Genomic DNA, 20,700 nt, shown 5'->3' on the forward strand with positions numbered 1-20,700 from the left:
ATGTATTGACTGCGCTTTGCCAATACCGTCGCTAAGCTGTCATCAGCGCGTAACAAGCGCTTGCTGTAATTGCAGATAAAAACCGTGGAACAATTGTTCTTGTACTGGCTTTGATAGACAATGCAAGTGGAACGCTTCTTGCAAATGACTGTTGAACTTGAATCGCTCCTCACATCTCTCATTTTTCACTGAATTGAACATGACATCACCGAGCAAGAAAACCGCCACACCATCCTCCGCCAAGCCAGCGATCATCGTCAGAAATTCTCCCGTACACGGACGCGGCGTCTTTGCGACCCGCAATATTCCAGCCGATACTTTCCTGATCGAGTACGAAGGCGAGCGTATCAGCGACAAGGAAGCATCGAAACGGCATGGCCTGGATCCGGAAAATCCGTATCACACGTTTTTCTTCAGTCTGGAAAGCGGCAAGATGATCGATGGCGGCGTCGATGGCAGCGATGCACGCTGGATCAATCACGCATGCGAACCAAACTGCGAAGCACGCGAAGAGAAAAAGCGCGTCAATATTTACGCGCTGCGCGATATCAAACGTGGTGAAGAATTGAACTACGACTATGGCCTGGTGGTGGAAGATCGCCAGACCAAGGCTTTGAAAAAAGCCTACGAATGCCGCTGCGGCGCAGAGACTTGCCGCCACACGATGCTGGCACCGCCAGAAAAAAAGAAGAGCAAGAAAAAAAGCAAAGCCAAGAAGAACAAGAAGGACTGATGACATAAAAAGGCGGATGACTTCACAGTCATCCGCCTTTTTAGTTTTACTTCCAACAATTAGCCCGGACTAAAAACCTTCAGCCCGATAATTCCGCTGACAATCAACAGTATGCAAATAATGCGCGCTACCGTAGCCGGTTCACCCAGCAACACCATCCCCAGAATGACCGTACCCACCGCGCCTATCCCGGTCCACACCGCATAAGCAGTCCCCACCGGGAGTGTTTTCATCGCAAAGCCCAGCAACACGATGCTGATCACCATCGCCGTCACGGTGCCGACAGTCGGCCACAACTTCGTAAAACCATCCGTGTATTTAAGCCCGATGGCCCACACCACTTCGAACAGACCTGCAATTACCAGAATTAGCCAAGGCATATTTTGATTCCCCACATTGCCGAGGCCGTCCCCGATTGATGATGGAGAGGTGAGGTCGTCCCCACGTCCTTGAAAGAAATACGCGAACCAGAAAACGTGATGTTTGCTTTACGGCAACCGACGTTACCGACGCGCAATCAAATCTTAGCAAAGAACGATTTTTTTGGCTGAGCGAAAAAATATTGCCACAATTGAAATTTCAACGAGGGAAAGCGCCTGAAATCAGGCATCTTTGTTTATAGAGCGGCAAGAAAAGACATCATATTCATAAATTGAATACCTGATATTTGAAATCGGAATTGGTGCGTCGCGTCAACAATCCCTATACTTCAGTTGTCTCCTCTATGTCTCCTCCTTTGATATAGATTTAGCCCGCCTTTTTTGAGCGGGCTTTTTTTTGCCCATTTCTTGTGCAGCGCAGATTTTACCTGACGCAGCCGCAATACCAAGGCAATACTATTTTCAAAATGGTATTCATCAATCGCATATCGGATATCAGAAATGAGAATTGGCCTTGGTCAGGGGCGCAGCCCTATACTTCGGTTGTCTCCTCTATGTCTCCTCCTTTGATATAGATTCAGCCCGCTCCCGTAGCGGGCTTTTTTTTTGCCCGCGAACAAACTCACCTGCGTCCAGACTTATATCTTGGGTGCCTGGTAGCAGAAGCAATCCTTCGCATGATCGTTCACCATGCCGATCGCCTGCATATACGCATAGATGATGGTCGAGCCGACAAACTTGAAGCCGCGCTTGGCCAGATCTTTCGACAATTGATCCGACAAAGATGTCTTGGCCGGCGTTTCGTTGATGCTCTTGCGTGTATTCAGGAGCGGCTTGCCAGCCACGTAGGCCCACAAAAATGGATCCAGACCGCCGACTTCTTCTCGCAAGCGCAAATAGGCCTGCGCATTATTGATAGTCGCTGCCACTTTCAGGCGATTGCGGACTATGCCCGCATTGCCCAATAATTCGGCGACCTTGGTAGCGTCATAGCGTGCGATCTTTTCTGCGTCCCATTGATCGAAGGCGATGCGATAATTATCGCGTTTGTTCAATATGGTTGACCAACTCAGACCGGCTTGTGCGCCTTCCAGGTTCAACATCTCAAACAGGCGCGTTTCATCGTGGCAGGGCACGCCCCATTCTTCATCGTGATATTTCAGATAAAGAGGATTATCGGGATTGGCCCAGCTGCAGCGTTTAATCGTCATGATTGGAATGTGCCGAATGAATGGATCAAACATTATCACCCAGGCATGCTGCGGCAATGCATGCGCATTTAATCGCTTGTACAAATTTCTGCCTTGATCAAGAATGACGCCTTGATTCGAAAGAGTCCCGTTCGAGCAGGCCCTCATTCATCTGCACGCAGCATTCTGCCCGCTACCATCAAATCATTTACGCATGTCTTCCACACCATCAGCAACACACAAAGTAGCCATCATAGGCGGCGGGCCCGCCGGATTGATGGCGGCTGAAGTGCTGGTTGCGCAAGGCATCAAGGTAGATTTATACGATGCCATGCCATCAGTAGGTCGCAAGTTTCTGCTGGCCGGCAAGGGCGGCATGAACCTGACGCATACCGAAGCGAGCACACCCTTTTTATCGCGCTACGGTGCACGCGCAGCGCAGATTGCACCGATGCTGGACAGCTTTGGCCCTGAAGCCTTGCGCGCGTGGGTACATGAGCTGGGCATTCCAACCTTCGTCGGTTCTTCAGGTCGCGTGTTCCCGACAGATATGAAAGCTGCACCGCTGTTGCGCGCATGGCTGAAGCGCCTGCGCGATGCCGGTGTCACTTTTCACATGCGCCATCGCTGGCTGGGTTGGGACGATAAACAGACGCTGCGTTTTTCCACACCAGCAGGTGAAATGACCGTGCCGGCCGATGCCGTCGTATTCGCCCTAGGCGGCGCTAGTTGGGCGCGATTGGGTTCCGATGGTGCGTGGCTGCCATTGCTGGCACAGCATGGGATAGATAGCGCGCCGTTAAAACCAGCCAACTGCGGTTTCGATATCGCATGGAGCACGCACTTCCAGGAACGCTTTGCCGGACAACCCGTCAAGTCCGTCATCGCCAGCTGCACCGATATCGATGACAAGGAAATCAAACGTCAGGGTGAATGCGTCATCACATCGACAGGAATTGAAGGCGGCTTGATTTATGCGTTGTCGGCACCTCTGCGCGAACAAATTGCAAAAAACGGCAGTGCAACCTTGCATCTTGATCTGGCTCCGGGCAAAGCATACGAACGTGTATTGGCCGAAGTTGCTGCGGGTCGTGGCTCACGCTCGATGTCCAGTCATTTGCAAAGCAAGGTTGGCATTACCGGCGTGAAGGCGGGATTACTGCGTGAATGCGCCAGCAAGGAAGATTATGCCGATTCGAAAAAACTGGCTCAGGCAATCAAGGCTTTACCCTTGAAGCTGATGGCGACACGTCCGATAGACGAAGCGATCAGCAGTGCAGGTGGCGTACTGTTTGAAGCGCTGGATAAACATCTGATGGCGCAAAAGATGCCAGGCGTATTCTGCGCCGGTGAAATGCTGGATTGGGAAGCACCGACCGGCGGTTATCTGCTTACGGCTTGTTTTGCCACCGGCCGCAATGCTGGCTTGGGTGCTGCAGCATGGCTGCAAGCAAAAGCTGATTGATCATCTGCATCCAGATCTCTATCAGCACGAGTAGTTACGTCGCACAGCACAAGATTACACCATTCCCTTATCCGACAATTCCTTCTTGATGTAGGCGTAGAACACCGGCGCTGCGATCACGCCCGGGATACCAAAGATCGATTCCATTAGCAGCATCGCCGCCAGCAATTCCCAGGTACGGGCATTGATATGGTGGCCGATGATTTTCGCGTTCAGGAAATATTCCAGTTTGTGTATCGTCATCAGGAACAACAAAGAAGTCATCGCTATATGGAAGGAATGCGATAGCCCGATGACCACCAGTATGGTGTTGGAAATCAGATTACCGAGCACCGGCAACAAGCCCACAAAGAAAGTAACCGCAACCATGGTTTTGCGCAAAGGCAGCTCGACGCCTGCCATAGGCAAAATCACGATCAGGTAGATGCCGGTCAACACTGCATTGATCGCAGCGATACGCACCTGCGCAAAGACGACATTGCGAAATGCATCATGCAAGACAAGCACGCGTGCATGCAAGGAAGCAGCAAGCGGCCGGTAGACATGCGTGGTCGAGGTGGTGTCATACAAGGCGGCCATCGCGCCTATGATCATGCCTATCAATATGTGCGCCAGAATACGACCCGCTTCACGTCCCATAGAACGCGCTTCCAGTGCGTGCGTGTGCAACCAGTTGGTAATCATGTCGCGCAAGGCTGCTGCATCCACTGGAATATATGTCGCCAACCATGCCGGAATCTGACTGCGCGATGCCTCCAGAATGTCCGCCATCTTTTGCAAAAGAACGGATATGCGTCCGGCATCGCTACTGAAAAAAGTAATCGCACCCCAGATCACGCCTGTCAGTCCGGCCACAATCAATACACTCAACAAGGCCACTGCGACGACCTGCGCTCTGCGACCCACCAGCGTTTTCCCCAGCTTGGGTGCCAACAACTGCACCAGCGAATACACCAGCAAACCGGAGAACAATGCCGCCAGCAAACCCTGATACATGACGAGCAGCAAGGCTGCACCGGCCATGACATAAGAAGCAATTTCAACGTGAGTCAGATTGGATTTTGATGGGACGGACATGAATGCGCCGATACAGGTAGAGAATTATTTTTTCAAAGGAATAGGATTATTGTTTGGCACCGACACTGCCGCCACGCCATTCTTCGGGCTGCCTTCAATCAATTTGTCGGAATACGTCAGATAAACCAAAGTATTACGCACCGGATCAACTACCCGCACGATATGCAAGCGCTTGAATAAAATCGATTGACGCTCGGAAAACACTTCTTCCTGCCTGGGTAATTTGCCATTGAACGTGATGACGTCGCCAACCTGACGACAGGCTATCGATGCATCTGCCGTATCTTCCGCCAGCCCGACAGTGCCACTGATGCCGCCGGTACGTGCACGCGATACAAAACAGGACACGCCTTTTACTTTTGGATCGTCATAGGCTTCGATCACGATGCGATCATTTTTGCCGAGGAAACGAAACACTGTGCTGACTTCGCCTATCTCTTCCGCATGCAAAGGCAAGGCACATGTGGCCGCGATCAAGATGGTTACAGCAAAAATTTTCCGCATGGTTTTTCTCCGTCCTTGCAAGTCACTTAACATGTGCAGACGCTGCATAGCGCCCAGCAGAACAATACCTGTGAATCAAAGCAGACAGATTACGCATATAGTCGGCAACTGACCAGTAGTGCAGCCAAACAAATTCTTCCGCAGCGCTGCGGCGGGCAATGCAGGAATCGGATGCAGCGTCTGAGCCAAAATGTAATAATTCCGCATCCATTCATCTCTACAGGAACCGATCATGATTCTCGAACTCGTTGATATCCGCATCCAGCCAGGCAAGCAAACCGAATTTGACGCCGCCGTGCAGCGTGGGCTGGAACAAGTCATTGCCAAGGCAAAAGGTTACAAGGGACACGTCATCAACAAATGTATAGAGACGCCTGAGCGCTATGTAGTTCAGATTTACTGGGCAACGCTGGAGAATCACACCGTCGATTTCCGTGAATCGCCGGCATTCCAGGAATGGCGCGCCATCGTTGGTCCATTCTTCGCCAGCCCGCCTGCCGTTGAACATTTCAATCAATTGTCGAAATCAGCTTGATGCAAACTGTGTAAAGCGCCAGTCGCTTTAAACCAGACATAAAAAACCTCGCAATTGCCAAGGCAGGTGCGAGGTTTTTTTATTAAGGCAAACAGCTTAGAGCATTATTTTTTCTCGGGATGATAGCTCTTGAAGTTTTCTGCATAGTCACGGAAATTCTCACGCAACATTTTTTCATATTCAGTACGAAAATACGCAACCGCACCTTCTATCTGGTCTTTGAATGTCGCTTCCGAAGGCGCATCGCCGGAAGCGACGAACGCACCGAAACGGGCGCTCGCGTACATCATCGAAGCACATACCTGGCCCGCTACCGCACGTTTGGAATTCTCGTTCGCCAGCTGGATGAAGGTATCAGCCATATCCCAAAATTTTTGATTTGGATCTGGCGGTGCCGGTGCTTTACGAGAAATGTCTTTGGCTTTGAAGTTGTCGTCGCTCATGATGAATGTATGAAATAAAAATTAATAAAAATTGTATGCAACAGGATCAATGGCTTGACGTGCAGCACATGCTCAGATGCGACAGCTTGTACAAGTTCGCCTTAAACGAAGTTACCAAAGGACTTACATAGCACTGCATTTTTGCGTTTGCAGCACTATAGCGCAAAACTAAAATGACTTAATTGACCTCGGCCGCGTTTGACCAAAGTTGTAAAAGCAGTCGCAATCAACCCTCAGTGAGTTTCCGTTGCAAGCGCAACAAATTCGCCCGTCAGACGCCCAACCTGCTGCCCCTCATATTCCAGCACCGCCGTTACCGCGATGCGCGCACGGCCTTTGCGCTCCAGCGTGCGTACAAAGCGCGACCAATCGCCGGCATCTTCTATAAAAGAGCGTGCGGTGAAAGTGCCGTTGATAGGCAATAGATAATTCATCGTATTGCTTTGAATGACCAGTTGGCTGTTGATGGAAGTGCTTTTCAATTTTGTATGTACTAGGGACCATGCAGCCAGAATTGCCACTGCAGAAGCGCTGCCGCCAAATACGGTTTCCTTGTGATTGATGTTAGGTGCGAGCGGTGCGCTCAGGACAACTTCATCAGCCAGAACACTCAAGACTTCTACCTGCATCGCTTTGGATAGCGGGATGTGATCATGCAAATACTGTTGCACTGCCTGTTCGTTCAAAGTCTGTCTCCTTACACTCTGTGAGCACTGGTTTTGCGGCTACTTCAATTTTCTGGATTCGGTCAAACGAATCAACAAGGCTAGCTGTTCTTTTTGCAGTTCCAGCAAGGTATTCCATTGTCCTTCTCTGAGCACATCCAGCTTCTCGTGCAGCAACATGATTTCCAACTCGGCCTTCAAGTTCACTTCGTAATCGTGTTTTGCATTCAGGCGGTCTTTTTCTGCCTGCCGGTTTTGCGACATCAGAATCACAGGTGCCTGAATCGCGGCCAGCATGGATAAAACCAGATTCAATAAAATATACGGATAGGGATCGAAGGCCTTGTCGTAGTGCAGCAGGATAAAGGAATTCAACAATACCCATGTGAACATGATCGCGCCAAACAAGCCGATAAAAGCCCATGAGCCGCCGAATGCAGCTACCGCATCAGCAGCGCGCTGGCCCCGACTGGCCTTCTCGTCATAATCCTTACCGGTATCGCGCGCGATGTGAGTGCGCGCAGCGACGTGATGCGTAACTTTCTGGGCACTCTCATCCAACTGCTCGTAAGGCTTGCCAAATAATTTCTTGGCGGCTTCATCGTGCTTGTGCATGGTTTTTTCCTGATGTTCTTTATTAGGCAATCACCAAGGATCATAGGTACCGATACTCCACAATCGACCTTCCAGATCCAGACAGCTAAAACCGCGTCCGCCATAATCCTCGAACTTGATGTCGATGACAATTTTTGCGCCTGCAGCTTTTACCCGTTCGTAAACAGCATCGGCATCTTTCACGACCAGATAGGAACTTTGCGTTTCCGCACCGCCAATCTGGTCCGGCTGTTTGATGAATTTCCCCCATTCACCTTCAGAGCCGACCGATCCAATCATGATCATCCCGCTACCCAAAGTCAGCTGTGCATGCGCGATGCTGCCGTCCGGGTTTGGATAAATCGCGTGTTTTTCAAAACCGAAATTTGTACACAACCACTCAATCGCGGCCGGCGCATCACGGTAACGCAGACAGGGGATGATGCTGGATTTCGTTTCTTCTAATGACATGGCGATCTCCTTTTATGCATAAGTATTACGCTACATACGATGCGACATCATCACTTTTCAACAGTTCCGGATATCGGCAAGTAGCGCTGCAATTGTCGGCTGTGCAAACGACCGAGCAACACCATCGCAACCGTTGCGCCAAGGAATGCCAGCCACATATCGGATTGCGTATCCCATTGATCTCCTTGCGTACCGAGGAATTCATCAGCGCCCTGCCCCATGATCAGCGCCGCCCACCATTCGATCAGTTCGTACCAGGCGCTGATTGCCATCGCGACGCAGATGGACAGGAAGGCGACCATTTTTTTGCCAACCACATAATTGCCGCGCACGAAAATTTCCTTCGCTACCAGGGCCGGCACCAAACCTTGCCAAAAATGTCCTAGCTTGTCGTAGGGATTGCGCGCCAGCGACAAGTAGTCCTGCACCCAATTACCGATCGGCACGCGCGCATAGGTATACGTGCCGCCGCCAATCAGGATCAGCGCATGCAAAAAAATCAGGCAGTACAACAATGTCGTCAGCGGAAAACGCTGGTAAGTAAATGCCAACACCGGCAGTGCGATCAGCACAGGCATGACTTCCATAAGCCACGTCGCTCTATCGTAGGGACGAATCGCCGAAATACATAAGGCAATAATCAGAATCGCCGCAGCAATCAGCAATTGCTTGCGTTGTGCAGGATCGGCAGGATTAGATGATTCGATTTGCATGAGCTCAGGTTTCCAGAAAATATGGGCAGGAACGATAAATCGTTAGCGTTCATATTACGATAGTGCAGCAATCACGCGACACATTGGACAATTCGTCCTGCCATTTTGCATACAAGCCCGGCTATAATCGGCCGCGGAGACACACCAGTAGCCCATGCATTTGTACATACGTGAAGCTAATCCATAGCCTCCATTAAACACTCATCCGGGTAAACCGCTGCAATGAGAATGACGAAAGCCACGCATAGATTTGCTAGCTGGATCGCCTGTTTTGCGATCCTGATGGCATCGCTTGCGCCTTCGATTTCTCACGCAGTAGCCGCGGCAAAAAATGTACCTAATGCGTGGATGGAAATTTGTACCGTTACCGGCAGCAAGATGGTAATGGTCGATGCAGAGCAGAATACCCAGACACAGGCACCTGTAGAAAAGGCGATGCACTTCGAGCATTGTCCGTTTTGCCTGAACCATGCTGTGTCGGCAGGCATGCCGCCTTCACCAGATTTCATCATGCCGGTAGTCGCCGGCGATCACGTTCTTCCTTCCCTGTTTTATCAGTCATCGCGCCCGCTGTTTGCATGGGCCGTTGCACAACCTCGCGCTCCTCCAGCTTTCTCCTGATCTTCGCTGAGTACCGATAGTCGCGCTTGCCGATGGCAAGCAGCCGCCTGTCGGCGTTTGTCTCTATCGAAACAGGAGCTTGTCATGTCTACCCGACGCAAGTTTGTCATCGCCCTGAATGTCATTGCCGTCTGCATTGCATCTTTGTCTTACGCTGTACATCGCTACGTGCAGATGCAAACTCCGGCTGCGCCACCTGCAATTGAAATGCAGTTGCTTCCTATCCAGAACCTGACTGCTGCGCAGCATTCCACATGCGGGCTGTCATGCGTAATCACGAGCCGCTCTGCGCTCGGCATCACGCACTGATGAAACGCGACTGTCGCTCAAACGTACGCTCCGCAACTGCGCCAAGCCGTTGCCCACTCCGAACAGCCAAGAGATAAAAATGAGATTTCGATTCAATCCAATTTACACAGCCTTGCTAGTTGCACTCTCGACTGGCTCTTATGCCGAAGATGCACAAGACTCGGTAGTCAAAACACTCGGCACGATTACCGTTACCAGTGGCCGGCCGACATCGCTGCCGACACAAATACCAACTACGTTTGAAAGCATCACCAAGGAGCAAATCCAGCAAACGATCAACGCCACCGACAGCGAAGACGCGTTGAAATATTTTCCGAGTCTACTGGTGCGCAAGCGCTATATCGGCGACTACGATCATGCGGTGCTCGCCAGCCGTGCATCCGGCACCGGCAACAGTGCACGCTCGCTGGTATATGCAGATGGCATCCTGTTATCGAACCTGCTCGGCAACGGTGCCAGCTTCACACCGCGATGGGGCATGGTGACGCCGGAAGAAATTGAACGCGTCGATGTGCTGTACGGACCGTTCTCTGCCGCATATCCAGGGAACTCGGCCGGTGCAGTCGTCGATTACGTGACACGCATGCCGGACAAGTTTGAAGGACATGCCAAGGTCAGCGGCTTTACGCAAAACTACGATCTGTATGGCACGCATTCGACTTTTTCTGGCCATCAGGAAAGCGTATCGCTGGGCGATCGGCGCGGTGCATGGTCATGGTGGATCAACGCCAGCCATCTCGACAGCGACGGCCAACCGATAGTGATCGTCAGCAAACCGCTGAGCACAACGGCGAGTGCGGCGAACCCGGTGACCGGTGCAGTGGCCGGCAAGGATACAAAGAATAATCCGACGCAGATTCTCGGCACCACCGGCCAGACGCAGACGACGCAGGATCAGGGCAAGATCAAGCTGGCTTACGATTTTTCGCCGACACTGCGCGCCAGCTATCTGCTCGGCTGGTGGCAAAACAATACGACCAGAACACCCGAAACCTATCTGCGTGATGCGGCGGGCAATCCTGTCTACAGCGGCCCCGTCAGCATTGACGGCCGTGCATACACACTAGGGCAAACCGACTTTTCGGCAAGCCGCGCCGATCAGAATCACGTCATGCAGGCGCTGTCGGTCAAAAGCAATACACGCAGCACATGGGATTGGGAAGTAGCGGCTAGCGTGTACGATTATCAGAAGGATCAAGTCCGGGCATCCGGCACTGCCTATCCGAATGCGGCATTTGGCGGCGCAGGAACGCTGACAGATATGAGCGGCACCGGATGGAATACGCTTGCGTTGAAAGGTACATGGCGGCCTGACGGCACCAAGGGTGCACATATCGTCGACTTCGGTTACCAACGCGATGCCTACCAATTGCGCACGTCGACTTTCAGTACCAGTAATTGGATAACTGCAAATGCCGGCGCTCGCTCATCGTCTTTTAATGGCGATACGAATTTGCAAAGTCTGTATGCACAAGATTCATGGCGCATTGCAAAAGACTGGAAGACAACGTTGGGAGGACGACTTGAACAATGGCAGGCAAGCAATGGTTCTCTGTCAAACAGCAATACGACGGTCGCCTTCAGCGATAGAAATGAAAATTATTTTTCACCCAAAGCTGCAGTTGCCTATCAAGCTACTCCGCAGTGGGCATTGAAGGCGTCTTTAGGTAGAGCGATACGCTTCCCAACTGTTTCCGAGCTCTATCAAGGCTCGTTGGATCCCGCGACAAACATACTGTCTAGAAATGATCCAAATCTAAAACCGGAAAAATCCTGGACCAGCGAACTCACTGCAGAGCGCGATCTAGGCAAGGGATTGTTGCGCACGACCATCTTTCATGAAGATACGAAAGACGCACTATATTCCCAGCTCAATGTCGCAACCAACGTTACCAACATTCAAAACGTCGATCAGATGCGCACCACCGGGCTGGAAGTCGCGTATCAGGAAAACGATGTCGCACTACTCGGACTGGATTTATCAGGCAGCGTGACCTTTGCCGATTCGAAAACCATCAAGAATGCCAACAATCCTGCAAGCGTCGGCAAATGGCAACCGCGTGTGCCGAAATGGCGCGCCAGTGCGCTTGCTACTTATCGTCCTGACGAGCGCTGGGCCTACACTTTTGGCGCGCGTTACAGCGGCCGTCAATACAGCCAACTCGATAACAGTGACGTTAACGGTTTTGCGTACACCGGTGTCAGCAGCTTCTTCGTGACCGATATACGCGTGCGCTATCAAATCGCCAAGCAATGGAGCGCATCACTTGGAATCGACAATCTCAACAACAAGAAATACTGGAATTTTCATCCCTACCCGCAACGTACCATCCTCGCCGAGTTGAAATTTGATCTGGATTAAACCGCAAAAAATGGGAGCCACAAGCTCCCAATCAAGAATGCCAAATCGCTAGCGTCAGGATGTTACTATTCTGAAACTACCTGTGCGTCGTCGTCCATCACACGAATAGTGCGACGTTGTAATCCTGTAGTTGAAACCTGGCATAAGCCATCCGGTATCGCCTCTATAGATGTTGATGCGCAAGCGTCGAACTCAGGAAGCTTATGACGATAGTCACGGTATTCAACCAGAAGGGCGGCGTGGGGAAAACCACGACAGCCCTGAATCTCGCCGCTGCATTAATGCGCCGCGGATGCTTACCCTACGGCATCGATCTGGATCCGCAAGCGCATTTGAGCTCCATCGCCAACGTCGTAGCCAGTTCTGGCGACGACACGATACTCAGCTTGTTTCAGCGCAATCGACCTTTGCGCGAGTTGGTACGTATCTCGCCGAATAACGATATCCGCATTATTCCCGCCCATCTTGAATTATCTAAAGTCGATACCTTGTTTGGCAAAGGCTATGACGTCGTCAATATGCTGAACGCGCATTTGCGCGCTGAAAAACTGGATAACGAACTCACGCCGGTGATGATCGATTGCTGTCCGTTAATCGGCGTGTTGTCCCTGAACGCAATCTTCGCCTGCGATTGCATGATCGTGCCGGTGTCAGCCGACCATCTATCGGCAAAAGGCGCGATGCAGATCGACAAGACCTTGAAGGCACTGGAGCCGGTATTAAAACGTCGTATCAACAGGCGTTATCTGCTGACGCGTTTCGACGGCAGGCGCAAGATGTCGTGGGAAGTGTTGAAGATACTGGAAGATAAATTTGGTGCAGACGTATGTCGCACGCATATCTCGGAAAATGTCAGCCTGGCGGAGAGCCCTGCGCATAACAAAACCATTTTCGAACACGCGCCAAACAGCCGCGGCGCGCAGGACTATGACACCCTGCTCGATGAGTTACTGGCGGACGGCTTTATCAAAATCAAAGAAACAGAAGAATCCGAATTAGCGCGAGATGAGTGACAGAATATCGTCAACTGAATGAGCTATTCCCGGGCGCATAACCTGCCCTTTGATATCGCAGCGCAGTATTTCGCAATGACGATACATCTGTTTTAATTTACGTTCGGCATCTGCGCGATCCATCCCACCGATCACGATACTTTCTATTTTCTGACCTTCGCGCGTCTTCACTGAAAAATCAAATTTCAACATGAATACCTCTCACAGAATCGAATAGTTCGCATTACCCCTCCTAGAATGTCAGCAACACCACTATGGTGCAAGACTTTCATTGTCTGGATGTAACGTTTCTTTATAAAAAGACACCATTTTTGTCATATAAAGTGTCCATCTACGTGCAAAATGTATGAAATTCGTCACATTTCCCGGATTTTCACGCAGTCGTGACAACAAATTAATGTCAGCGCTGGCTCTAAGGCAAGATCCAGGCCACTGCATGTCATCCATACAAATTTCGATTTGGGCTTCACGCAATCATTCTGTCGATGTACAGTCACAAAAGGTCATCCTCCACTTTTCCAAGGATTTCTCATGCGCATAGATATTTATAGAAGAGCAGAACACGCCGGTCACTTTTCCTATCTCGCAGTACCCGAAGGCAAGCTGATTCCGGAAGAAGTCGTCAACACGGATTGGGAACCCACAGATCGCGCAGTCGATCTGGCAGATGGCGCAACGCATCTGGAGGATTTCGCGATTAACAATCCGCTAGGGCAAATCAAAGCCAAGGGATACGCAATCACCAGCATCAAAGATCTATAGATCTACGCAGTATTGTTAGTTCACAACCGGCCATAGCTCATGCACATGAGCAGCCGGGTTTTAGCTATCGCTGATAAAAATATGCACGCATCCGCTACGATTAGTGCGTCAGTCTGCATGCGCATGTGCAAAAGCGCAGTGCTGCTAATTACGTACGCCACCATCATTTCTGCAACGGCGCAAGATGCCGGCAAAGCCAACACCAGCAGCGTGCGCACCGAAGTCATTGCGCAGGATCTCGATCATCCATGGGCAGTTGCATTCATCGACAAACAGCGCATGCTGGTCACAGAAAGGTCCGGCAATCTGCGCGTGGTGCAGGCTGGCTCACCACCATCCGCGCCGATTACCGGTTTACCAAGAATAGATGCAGGTAGCCAGGGCGGTTTACTAGACGTGATTACCGATAGCAAATTCGCCAGCAACCGCACCATCTACTTTTGTTACAGCGAAGAAGCGAATGCAAAAACTGGCGGCAATGGCAATTCAACTGCGCTTGCATCTGCACGCTTGTCTGACGATGCCAAGAAGCTGGAACAGATAAAAGTACTATTCAGCCAGCAGCCCAAGTTCAACAGCCGTGCGCACTTCGGTTGTCGCATTGTTGAAAATACCGATGGCAGTTTATTTCTGACGCTGGGTGATCGCTTCAGTCGCATGCAGGATGCGCAAACCCTGAACACGCATCACGGAAAAATCATACGCATCAACAAGGATGGTTCAACGCCATCGAATAATCCGTATGTAGGCAAGGCTGGCGCGCTACCGGAAATCTGGAGCATAGGCCATCGCAACGTACAAGGCGCCACGCTGGGCACTGATGGACAGCTATGGACGCACGAACATGGCCCGCAAGGCGGCGATGAAATCAATAAGCCGCAAGCAGGCAAGAATTACGGTTGGCCGGTGATTACTTACGGCGAAAATTACGGCGGCGGGAAAATAGGCGAAGGGCTGACGGCCAAGGCTGGCATGGAACAACCGCTGCATCAATGGACGCCATCGATTGCACCTTCCGGCATGACATTTTTGCGCAGCGATAAATACGGCAAGGCCTGGCAGGGAAATCTGTTCGTCGGTTCGCTCAAGTTCCGTTATCTGGCGCGACTGGAAATCAAGGATGGCAAGGTAGTGCGCGAAGAACGCTTGCTGCAGAATCTTGAGCAACGCATACGCGATGTGCGTGAAGGACCGGATGGATTGCTGTATGTATTAACGGATGAGGGACGCGGGCAGCTGTTGCGTTTGCTACCCGTGCAATAAATACGCTCAAGCGGTTTCTGAAATCGTATTCAGGCTGCTCGCCGTACTCGCGACACTCTGATCGAACTGGCCGTAAGTCTGCGTCAGTTGCGCCATGATTTTCATGACGGCCTTCATACTGTTTTGTGCATCGCTCTCTGTCGTTGTTGCAGTCGGATGACTCGCCTGATACGCCACCAGTTCCTGCAAGCTGACAGTGCCATCCTTGTTCGCATCAGCAGCTTCGTAAGAAGTACTGTCCGATTCGGATGCGTCACCCGAGCCGGAGCCGGATGGCCGTGCACCACCGGCCGGCTTCGCCGATGCGGTCGCTGCGCTTGCATCTACACCACCGACTGCACTGTCGGCCTGCTGCTCTGGCCCGCCCATTTGTTGCAGGCCTGCGCCCAGTTCAGCCTTGGTGATCTTGTTATCGCCATCCGCATCCAGCGTTTTGAAAATTTGATCAACCTTCTCTGCATTCGCAGCCGTATCAGTTGATTTGGCATCGAAAGCCGCCTGCAATTCTTCCTTGTCGAGATAGCCTTGATTCTTGGTATCCAGGCTGGCGAAAATATCATCAGTCGAAGGTGGAGGTGGCGGCGGTTGATCGCCACCAGCGCGCGCGATACGCGAACTGTCGAATTGCGCATCCAGCGCATCGGCCAGCTGCTTCACGCCATCGGTCAGTTCCTGCTTGGTGATCTTGCCATCACTATCGGAATCAATCTGACTGAAAAGTTCATCGACATCAGACGCAGAGTCCGCGGCGCTCGACCCCAGCGCCGATTGCAGACTTGCTTTGTCGATATAACCCTGGTTGGTGGTGTCCACCTTGGCGAACAAGTCGTTCGCTATTTTTGTCGCGTCAGGACGCTGCACTGTCCATGCGCTGCTGCCGCTGCTGCTTCCACCTAAGCCGCTGATTGCCATGTGATTCCCCTTTGATTGACGCCGGCAGAGACAGCTATTCCCATGCAGGCGAACTCAGGATGTCAGGTTAATGTATCCATGGCATGTGCACTTTGTATCGAGATTGATACATTCGGCAAAGCAACAACAAAGAAGCGCTAGTCGCTTCAGCGCGTGATTGCAATGCTGGCTATCAATCCGCCGTCAGGCGCATTGCGCAAAGTCAGATGACCGTCGCATTGAATGGCGGCTTCGCGCGCAATCGACAATCCGAGACCGACACCACCCAGCGCCTTGTTGCGCGAAGGATCAAGCCGAACGAAAGGTTCGAATACCGCCTCCATTTTTTCAGGCGGAATACCCGGGCCGTGATCACGCACTTCAATCAGCAGCGTAGTCGGCGTATCGATCAAGGACACCACGGCATCACCGCCATAACGCAAGGCATTTTCCACCAGATTCATCAAGCAACGGCGCAAGGCGATCGGCTTGGTGAACAAAGGTTCGGTATTACCCAGCATGCGCACGCTATCGCCGTTTGCACGTGCATCTTCCACGATGACTTCTATCAAGGCCTGCACGTCTAGCAATTGCAAATCTTCGTTCGACACTCGTCCGCGCAAATAATCCAGCGTCGCGTCCAACATCACCGCCATCTCACTGATATCGTCGCGCAATTTTGGCTTGGCATAATTTTCGGCCAGATTTTCTATGCGTAACTTCATACGCGTCAGTGGCGTACGCAAGTCGTGCGACACCGCGGCCAGAAAACGCTCACGTTCTTCGATCTGCTCCCGTACTTTACGCTGCATGTCATTGAACACACTCGCAGTCTGGCGCACTTCATCAGGGCCTTGCACGGCCATAGGCACACTGTACAAATTGTTCGCCAACTGAGCCGACGCGTGCGCAATCTGCTGCATAGGCCGCGCAAGGAATCGTGCGCCAAACCATGCAGTCGCGGTCAACGTCAATAGCTGCATGATCAAGCCTATCCATAGTCCCGGCGGCAAGTGCGGCACGTTATATCCGGCAATCTGCAAGCTTGGCGGCGGCGGGCGATTCACAGAGAACTCTACCGATCTGGAATCCGCATGTGCACTGAACTGCGGTGGTGGCGGCGGTGGAAAATCGCGGCCAAAAAAATTCACGACCAAAATAAAAGTCATCACGTGACTGACGATAATCGCCAGCACGATCAACGCAAACAAGCGCGAAAAAATGGTGTTGGGCAGCAATCGTTTCATCGTACGACCTTGGCATCAAACAGATAACCTTCGCCACGCACCGTCTTCAGAAATTTCGGATCTTTCGGGTCTTCTTCCAGCTTTTGTCGCAGGCGCGAAACCAGCAAATCAATACTGCGATCAAACGCAGTCGCGTTATGGCCGCGCGCTGCATCCATCAGTTGATCGCGACTCAACACACGATGCGGTCGCTCGATGAAGACGCTCAACAAACGGTATTCTGCATTCGATAAAGGCACCACCATTTTTTGCGGCGTGACCAGCTGACGTGCCAGGCGATTGATGGTCCATCCTTCGAAATGCCATTGATCATCACTGCCGTCCGCTGCCTGTTCGCGCTTTTTGCCATCCTTGGTCCTGCGCAAAATCGTGTGTATGCGTGCCACCAGCTCTCTAGGGTCAAACGGCTTCATCACGTAATCGTCAGCACCCAGTTCCAGGCCTACCACGCGATCGATCGATTCGCCACGTGCGGTCAGGATGATGATGGGAATATCTGTGCTCGCGCGCAGTTGACGGCACAGTGACAAACCATCTTCGCCAGGTAACATCAGATCGAGGATGATGGCATCGAAGTGGCCTGTCTCCATCGCACTGCGCATCGCTGCGCCGTCGCCCACCGCCTGCGCCTGGATGGAAAATCCAGCCAGATAGTTCGCCAGCAAATCGCGAATTTCCTCGTCGTCATCGACGATCAGCACAGTTGTCGTTTCGCTCATTCCACATTCCATCTTCTGTTGTGCCGACATATTTTGCCGAGCATTAATGGAGCGGATAATCTCACAAGCGCGTTCGGCTTGCCAAACCGCCTGCCAATTTTTTGCAGCGCACGCAGATAAAAATATGCTGATAAATGATGTCTGTCGCCTTACTCACTTACAATAACGGCACATCAAATGGAGCTCATATGTTTTCTGGACAAACTTTCGAACAAATTCTTCAAAAGAAGAGCACACGCCTGGTTCTTGCCGCACTTTGCGTGTATCTGGCACTGGCTGGCGCGCATCAATTATTGACTGGTACCGGGCAAGCCGACTGGCTGCGCGGTGGTGGCAATTTGCTTTTGTGGGGCGGCTTTGCAGTAATGAATTTACTCAAGGCGTATGGTCGCGCGACGAAGGGTATCAATATCCCTATCAATATCGGCCTGGTATTGGTTGTTGGCAGCTGGATCGCAAAAATGGAATGACGTGTTGTCATCAATTTCGGGGATAAAAATTATGCAATTCAGACATTACAAAGGCGGCATCTATGATTTTGTCTGCGCCGCCAAACTCGAATCGAATCCGGAAACAGTCATGATCGTGTACACCGCGGCCGACGGCTCATTCTGGACGCGTCCGGAAGAAGTGTTTTTTGAAATGATCGAGCACGACGGCAAAACCGTGCAACGCTTTATCGCAATCGACGCATAAACAGATAGGCAGATACCTGGGCAGCGCGACTTTCAATGAATCGCTTGAATGGAAAGATAACGTGTACGCACTGATCATCGAAGATAATCCGGACATCGTCGCCAATCTGTATGGCTTTCTCGAACCTTTGGGTTACACACTGGATGTGGCACTCACAGGTCCAGCCGGTGTCGCGCGTGCCATCGAGTCGCACTACGACGTCATCGTGCTGGATCTGGAATTGCCCGGCCTCGACGGCATTGAAGTCTGTCGTCAATTGCGCAAGGATAGACGACTCGCCACCCCCATCCTGATGCTGACTGCCCGCGACACGGTCAAGGACAAACTGACTGGCTTTGAAGTGGGTGCCGATGACTATCTGGTCAAACCATTTTCACTGGTTGAACTTGAAGCACGTTTGAAGGCACTCGTGCGCCGCGCCCGCAATGAAACGGTAGAACACATCCTCGAATTCGGCGAACTGCGTTTCGATCTCAGTCGTTATGAAGCCACGCGCGCCGGTCATAAACTTGTACTCACACCTACCGGCTACAAATTACTCGAATCGCTGATGCGCAAGGCACCGGCATTGATCACGCGCGAAGAATTACTGCGCGAAATCTGGGGCGATGATCCACCGGATAGCGATGCATTGCGTACGCATATACATGCGCTGCGCCAGGCCATGGATAGACCGTTTGTTACGCCTATGCTGCGCACCTTGCCCGGCAGCGGTTACCGCCTGGTGAATGAAAATGAAAAGTAAGCAATCGCTCAGACGCCGCATCGCCGGCGCATTCATCTTGATGGCATTCATTTTATGCAGCTTTTTTTCGCTTGCATCTTATGTGGCCGTCGAAATGGCAGAAGCCAAACTGATCGATCACAACCTCGATAAATTAACAAACCAGATCATCGGTCAGTATTTAAGCAAGCAAGAATACGAACTGCCGCCCGACATGAATTTTTATGTCGATGACGATATTCCCGAGACCTTCCGCAAACTGCCTAATGGCACGCATGAAATTGAAATTGGCGAAACGAGATTTCATGTCGTCGTGCGCACCATGAATGCGCATCGCTTTGCACTCAGCGATGACACTACCGATTTTGAAGATACCGAATTATTGATTTTCAGTGCGGTGACAGCAGGATTTTTCGCCAGTATGTTGTTGTCCGTCTTGTTGGGGCTGACCTCTTCAAAACTCATCATTGCACCAGTGACGGCACTGGCCGAAGCGGTGGAGCGCAATGATGAACCATCCAAATTACCCTCGCTGGATACACCAAATGAAATCGGTACACTGGCACGCGCCTTCGCCAAACGTACTGATCAGCTACAGCATTTTCTCGCTGATGAAAGATTGTTTACCGGGGATGTCAGCCACGAACTGCGCACCCCCCTGACCATCGTGCTGGGCGCGGCGGAGTTGTTGAAAGTGCAACTCGCAGAATCACCGGAGCAACTAGCAGTCGCCGAACGCATACGCCGCGTTGCCGCAGAAGCAGCCGAACGCGTAGGCGCATTACTGCTGTTGTCGCAATCGCCGGAAACATTAGGGGGCAGTCAGCTATCTCTCACGCATTTGATCGAACGCGAGATTGAACGCTGCCAGCAATTATTGGGCGATAAACCGGTGCAGATAGTGTTCGAAGATGCGGGTGACGTATGGGTCTATGCGCGCACCGAACTGGCTGGGGTCGCGATCGGCAATCTGTTACGCAATGCCTGCCAGTACACCGAGCAAGGCACGGTGAAAATCGTGCTGACTCCGCAACAGTTGACGATAGAAGACAATGGCCCCGGCATTCCGGAAAACGTGCGCGAACGATTATTCGAACGCTTCGTGCGCGGCAAGGAAAATCCTTACGTCGGCTCTGGCCTCGGTCTGGCGATAGTCAAACGTGTCGCCGACCATCTTGCCTGGAAAATTGAGCATGAAGCGCCTGAGAATGGTGGCAGTCGTTTCATTCTGACTTTTCCAGCCAATTAGCGCGCAACATCTGCTTAAAATGACAAGAATTGGCCATCCAGACAAGTTTTACGGCAATCCATTCTTTTAATATC

General features: G+C 51.6%; 26 protein-coding genes. 13 read left to right on the top strand and 13 right to left on the bottom strand.

Annotated elements, in window-relative coordinates; all coding sequences use genetic code 11:
- Positions 1-199: 199 nt before the first annotated feature.
- Complete coding sequence (locus tag Hfont_RS00640) at positions 200-733, top strand: SET domain-containing protein (protein ID WP_112990336.1); 534 nt, start codon at positions 200-202, stop codon at positions 731-733.
- Positions 734-792: 59 nt separating this feature from the next.
- Here Hfont_RS00640 and sugE read toward each other — a convergent pair whose 3' ends face one another.
- Both sugE and Hfont_RS00650 read right to left on the bottom strand, forming a co-directional pair.
- A complete protein-coding gene (sugE, locus tag Hfont_RS00645) occupies positions 793-1,113 on the bottom strand; it encodes a quaternary ammonium compound efflux SMR transporter SugE (protein ID WP_112990337.1) in 321 nt (106 codons plus the stop codon).
- 638 nt (positions 1,114-1,751) lie between these two features.
- Positions 1,752-2,324: a DNA-3-methyladenine glycosylase I gene (locus Hfont_RS00650; RefSeq protein ID WP_112991623.1), complete on the bottom strand. Its 573-nt coding sequence runs from the start codon at positions 2,322-2,324 to the stop codon at positions 1,752-1,754.
- Between the two features lie 193 nt (positions 2,325-2,517).
- On the opposite strand from Hfont_RS00650, the gene Hfont_RS00655 reads away from it, so the two are divergent.
- Positions 2,518-3,768, top strand: a complete 1,251-nt coding sequence (locus tag Hfont_RS00655) for a TIGR03862 family flavoprotein (RefSeq protein WP_112990338.1) — start codon at positions 2,518-2,520, stop codon at positions 3,766-3,768.
- Positions 3,769-3,822: 54 nt separating this feature from the next.
- On the opposite strand, the gene Hfont_RS00660 is transcribed toward Hfont_RS00655, so the two are convergent.
- Together Hfont_RS00660 and Hfont_RS00665 are read right to left on the bottom strand one after the other, a co-directional pair.
- Positions 3,823-4,845 (bottom strand): AI-2E family transporter, encoded by a 1,023-nt coding sequence (locus Hfont_RS00660; protein ID WP_112990339.1) that lies wholly within the window; start codon positions 4,843-4,845, stop codon positions 3,823-3,825.
- Between the two features lie 24 nt (positions 4,846-4,869).
- Entirely contained in the window at positions 4,870-5,349 is a 480-nt protein-coding gene (locus Hfont_RS00665; protein ID WP_112990340.1) for a CreA family protein, read from the bottom strand.
- A 232-nt stretch (positions 5,350-5,581) separates the two neighbouring features.
- Between Hfont_RS00665 and Hfont_RS00670 the strand changes: the two genes are divergently transcribed.
- On the top strand, positions 5,582-5,884 hold the full coding sequence (locus Hfont_RS00670) for an antibiotic biosynthesis monooxygenase family protein (protein ID WP_112990341.1): 303 nt from the start codon (positions 5,582-5,584) through the stop codon (positions 5,882-5,884).
- Positions 5,885-5,988: 104 nt separating this feature from the next.
- Here Hfont_RS00670 and Hfont_RS00675 read toward each other — a convergent pair whose 3' ends face one another.
- The 5 genes from Hfont_RS00675 to Hfont_RS00695 form a co-directional block, all read right to left on the bottom strand.
- The gene (locus Hfont_RS00675; protein WP_112990342.1) at positions 5,989-6,327 is read right to left on the bottom strand and encodes a DUF3144 domain-containing protein; all 339 of its coding nucleotides are present in this window, start codon (positions 6,325-6,327) and stop codon (positions 5,989-5,991) included.
- Positions 6,328-6,560: 233 nt separating this feature from the next.
- Positions 6,561-7,013 (bottom strand): thioesterase domain-containing protein, encoded by a 453-nt coding sequence (locus tag Hfont_RS00680; protein ID WP_112990343.1) that lies wholly within the window; start codon positions 7,011-7,013, stop codon positions 6,561-6,563.
- A gap of 39 nt (positions 7,014-7,052) precedes the next feature.
- Positions 7,053-7,607 (bottom strand): DUF1003 domain-containing protein, encoded by a 555-nt coding sequence (locus tag Hfont_RS00685; protein WP_112990344.1) that lies wholly within the window; start codon positions 7,605-7,607, stop codon positions 7,053-7,055.
- A gap of 30 nt (positions 7,608-7,637) precedes the next feature.
- The gene (locus Hfont_RS00690) at positions 7,638-8,057 is read right to left on the bottom strand and encodes a VOC family protein (protein ID WP_181666398.1); all 420 of its coding nucleotides are present in this window, start codon (positions 8,055-8,057) and stop codon (positions 7,638-7,640) included.
- A 50-nt stretch (positions 8,058-8,107) separates the two neighbouring features.
- Positions 8,108-8,770 (bottom strand): DUF2238 domain-containing protein, encoded by a 663-nt coding sequence (locus tag Hfont_RS00695; protein ID WP_112990346.1) that lies wholly within the window; start codon positions 8,768-8,770, stop codon positions 8,108-8,110.
- A gap of 228 nt (positions 8,771-8,998) precedes the next feature.
- On the opposite strand from Hfont_RS00695, the gene Hfont_RS00700 reads away from it, so the two are divergent.
- The 4 genes from Hfont_RS00700 to Hfont_RS00715 all read left to right on the top strand — a co-directional run bounded on the left by Hfont_RS00700 (position 8,999) and on the right by Hfont_RS00715 (position 13,075).
- On the top strand, positions 8,999-9,391 hold the full coding sequence (locus tag Hfont_RS00700) for a DUF2946 domain-containing protein (RefSeq protein ID WP_112990347.1): 393 nt from the start codon (positions 8,999-9,001) through the stop codon (positions 9,389-9,391).
- A gap of 84 nt (positions 9,392-9,475) precedes the next feature.
- The gene (locus Hfont_RS00705) at positions 9,476-9,700 is read left to right on the top strand and encodes a hypothetical protein (RefSeq protein WP_112990348.1); all 225 of its coding nucleotides are present in this window, start codon (positions 9,476-9,478) and stop codon (positions 9,698-9,700) included.
- Between the two features lie 79 nt (positions 9,701-9,779).
- Positions 9,780-12,062 carry a TonB-dependent receptor gene (locus Hfont_RS00710; RefSeq protein ID WP_112990349.1) on the top strand — a complete coding sequence of 761 codons (2,283 nt, stop codon included), beginning with the start codon at positions 9,780-9,782 and terminating at the stop codon, positions 12,060-12,062.
- Between the two features lie 203 nt (positions 12,063-12,265).
- Positions 12,266-13,075, top strand: coding sequence for a ParA family protein (locus Hfont_RS00715; protein WP_112990350.1), 810 nt, complete (start codon positions 12,266-12,268; stop codon positions 13,073-13,075).
- Here Hfont_RS00715 and Hfont_RS00720 read toward each other — a convergent pair.
- A complete protein-coding gene (locus Hfont_RS00720) occupies positions 13,058-13,267 on the bottom strand; it encodes a hypothetical protein (RefSeq protein WP_112990351.1) in 210 nt (69 codons plus the stop codon). The genes Hfont_RS00715 and Hfont_RS00720 overlap by 18 nt on opposite strands.
- 339 nt (positions 13,268-13,606) lie before the next feature.
- Here Hfont_RS00720 and Hfont_RS00725 point away from each other — a divergent pair, with 339 nt between their 5' ends.
- Together Hfont_RS00725 and Hfont_RS00730 are read left to right on the top strand one after the other, a co-directional pair.
- Positions 13,607-13,837 (top strand): DUF6139 family protein, encoded by a 231-nt coding sequence (locus tag Hfont_RS00725; protein WP_112990352.1) that lies wholly within the window; start codon positions 13,607-13,609, stop codon positions 13,835-13,837.
- A gap of 117 nt (positions 13,838-13,954) precedes the next feature.
- Positions 13,955-15,100, top strand: a complete 1,146-nt coding sequence (locus tag Hfont_RS00730) for a PQQ-dependent sugar dehydrogenase (protein WP_181666424.1) — start codon at positions 13,955-13,957, stop codon at positions 15,098-15,100.
- A gap of 6 nt (positions 15,101-15,106) precedes the next feature.
- Here Hfont_RS00730 and Hfont_RS00735 read toward each other — a convergent pair whose 3' ends face one another.
- From Hfont_RS00735 to Hfont_RS00745, 3 genes are all read right to left on the bottom strand, one after another.
- On the bottom strand, positions 15,107-16,012 hold the full coding sequence (locus Hfont_RS00735; RefSeq protein WP_112990353.1) for an EF-hand domain-containing protein: 906 nt from the start codon (positions 16,010-16,012) through the stop codon (positions 15,107-15,109).
- A gap of 146 nt (positions 16,013-16,158) precedes the next feature.
- Entirely contained in the window at positions 16,159-17,238 is a 1,080-nt protein-coding gene (locus Hfont_RS00740) for an ATP-binding protein (RefSeq protein ID WP_112990354.1), read from the bottom strand.
- Positions 17,235-17,957, bottom strand: coding sequence for a response regulator (locus tag Hfont_RS00745; RefSeq protein WP_206604442.1), 723 nt, complete (start codon positions 17,955-17,957; stop codon positions 17,235-17,237). Before Hfont_RS00745 ends, Hfont_RS00740 begins: the two co-directional genes overlap by 4 nt.
- A gap of 188 nt (positions 17,958-18,145) precedes the next feature.
- Here Hfont_RS00745 and Hfont_RS00750 point away from each other — a divergent pair, with 188 nt between their 5' ends.
- The 4 genes from Hfont_RS00750 to Hfont_RS00765 all read left to right on the top strand — a co-directional run bounded on the left by Hfont_RS00750 (position 18,146) and on the right by Hfont_RS00765 (position 20,626).
- A complete protein-coding gene (locus tag Hfont_RS00750) occupies positions 18,146-18,427 on the top strand; it encodes a hypothetical protein (RefSeq protein WP_112990356.1) in 282 nt (93 codons plus the stop codon).
- Positions 18,428-18,458: 31 nt separating this feature from the next.
- Positions 18,459-18,653: a DUF1653 domain-containing protein gene (locus tag Hfont_RS00755; RefSeq protein WP_112990357.1), complete on the top strand. Its 195-nt coding sequence runs from the start codon at positions 18,459-18,461 to the stop codon at positions 18,651-18,653.
- Between the two features lie 61 nt (positions 18,654-18,714).
- Entirely contained in the window at positions 18,715-19,398 is a 684-nt protein-coding gene (locus tag Hfont_RS00760; RefSeq protein WP_112990358.1) for a response regulator transcription factor, read from the top strand.
- Positions 19,388-20,626, top strand: a complete 1,239-nt coding sequence (locus Hfont_RS00765) for a sensor histidine kinase (protein ID WP_112991625.1) — start codon at positions 19,388-19,390, stop codon at positions 20,624-20,626. The genes Hfont_RS00760 and Hfont_RS00765 overlap by 11 nt, the downstream gene beginning before the upstream one ends.
- The last annotated feature ends 74 nt before the right edge of the window (positions 20,627-20,700 follow it).

It is taken from the genome of Herminiimonas fonticola, assembly GCF_003293745.1.
GTDB lineage: Bacteria > Pseudomonadota > Gammaproteobacteria > Burkholderiales > Burkholderiaceae_D > Oxalicibacterium > Oxalicibacterium fonticola.

What these genes read in the sequence shown, in the direction of transcription:
- Hfont_RS00715 (WP_112990350.1), top strand. Translation starts at nt 12,266, where the DNA reads ATGACGATAGTCACGGTATTCAACCAGAAGGGCGGCGTGGGGAAAACC.
- Hfont_RS00690 (WP_181666398.1), bottom strand. Translation starts at nt 8,057, where the DNA reads ATGTCATTAGAAGAAACGAAATCCAGCATCATCCCCTGTCTGCGTTAC.
- Hfont_RS00665 (WP_112990340.1), bottom strand. Translation starts at nt 5,349, where the DNA reads ATGCGGAAAATTTTTGCTGTAACCATCTTGATCGCGGCCACATGTGCC.
- Hfont_RS00725 (WP_112990352.1), top strand. Translation starts at nt 13,607, where the DNA reads ATGCGCATAGATATTTATAGAAGAGCAGAACACGCCGGTCACTTTTCC.
- Hfont_RS00735 (WP_112990353.1), bottom strand. Translation starts at nt 16,012, where the DNA reads ATGGCAATCAGCGGCTTAGGTGGAAGCAGCAGCGGCAGCAGCGCATGG.
- Hfont_RS00700 (WP_112990347.1), top strand. Translation starts at nt 8,999, where the DNA reads ATGACGAAAGCCACGCATAGATTTGCTAGCTGGATCGCCTGTTTTGCG.
- Hfont_RS00730 (WP_181666424.1), top strand. Translation starts at nt 13,955, where the DNA reads ATGCGCATGTGCAAAAGCGCAGTGCTGCTAATTACGTACGCCACCATC.
- Hfont_RS00650 (WP_112991623.1), bottom strand. Translation starts at nt 2,324, where the DNA reads ATGACGATTAAACGCTGCAGCTGGGCCAATCCCGATAATCCTCTTTAT.
- Hfont_RS00655 (WP_112990338.1), top strand. Translation starts at nt 2,518, where the DNA reads ATGTCTTCCACACCATCAGCAACACACAAAGTAGCCATCATAGGCGGC.
- Hfont_RS00750 (WP_112990356.1), top strand. Translation starts at nt 18,146, where the DNA reads ATGTTTTCTGGACAAACTTTCGAACAAATTCTTCAAAAGAAGAGCACA.
- Hfont_RS00685 (WP_112990344.1), bottom strand. Translation starts at nt 7,607, where the DNA reads ATGCACAAGCACGATGAAGCCGCCAAGAAATTATTTGGCAAGCCTTAC.
- Hfont_RS00765 (WP_112991625.1), top strand. Translation starts at nt 19,388, where the DNA reads ATGAAAAGTAAGCAATCGCTCAGACGCCGCATCGCCGGCGCATTCATC.
- Hfont_RS00640 (WP_112990336.1), top strand. Translation starts at nt 200, where the DNA reads ATGACATCACCGAGCAAGAAAACCGCCACACCATCCTCCGCCAAGCCA.
- Hfont_RS00660 (WP_112990339.1), bottom strand. Translation starts at nt 4,845, where the DNA reads ATGTCCGTCCCATCAAAATCCAATCTGACTCACGTTGAAATTGCTTCT.
- Hfont_RS00745 (WP_206604442.1), bottom strand. Translation starts at nt 17,957, where the DNA reads ATGAGCGAAACGACAACTGTGCTGATCGTCGATGACGACGAGGAAATT.
- Hfont_RS00755 (WP_112990357.1), top strand. Translation starts at nt 18,459, where the DNA reads ATGCAATTCAGACATTACAAAGGCGGCATCTATGATTTTGTCTGCGCC.
- Hfont_RS00695 (WP_112990346.1), bottom strand. Translation starts at nt 8,770, where the DNA reads ATGCAAATCGAATCATCTAATCCTGCCGATCCTGCACAACGCAAGCAA.
- sugE (WP_112990337.1), bottom strand. Translation starts at nt 1,113, where the DNA reads ATGCCTTGGCTAATTCTGGTAATTGCAGGTCTGTTCGAAGTGGTGTGG.
- Hfont_RS00705 (WP_112990348.1), top strand. Translation starts at nt 9,476, where the DNA reads ATGTCTACCCGACGCAAGTTTGTCATCGCCCTGAATGTCATTGCCGTC.
- Hfont_RS00720 (WP_112990351.1), bottom strand. Translation starts at nt 13,267, where the DNA reads ATGTTGAAATTTGATTTTTCAGTGAAGACGCGCGAAGGTCAGAAAATA.
- Hfont_RS00670 (WP_112990341.1), top strand. Translation starts at nt 5,582, where the DNA reads ATGATTCTCGAACTCGTTGATATCCGCATCCAGCCAGGCAAGCAAACC.
- Hfont_RS00740 (WP_112990354.1), bottom strand. Translation starts at nt 17,238, where the DNA reads ATGAAACGATTGCTGCCCAACACCATTTTTTCGCGCTTGTTTGCGTTG.
- Hfont_RS00710 (WP_112990349.1), top strand. Translation starts at nt 9,780, where the DNA reads ATGAGATTTCGATTCAATCCAATTTACACAGCCTTGCTAGTTGCACTC.
- Hfont_RS00675 (WP_112990342.1), bottom strand. Translation starts at nt 6,327, where the DNA reads ATGAGCGACGACAACTTCAAAGCCAAAGACATTTCTCGTAAAGCACCG.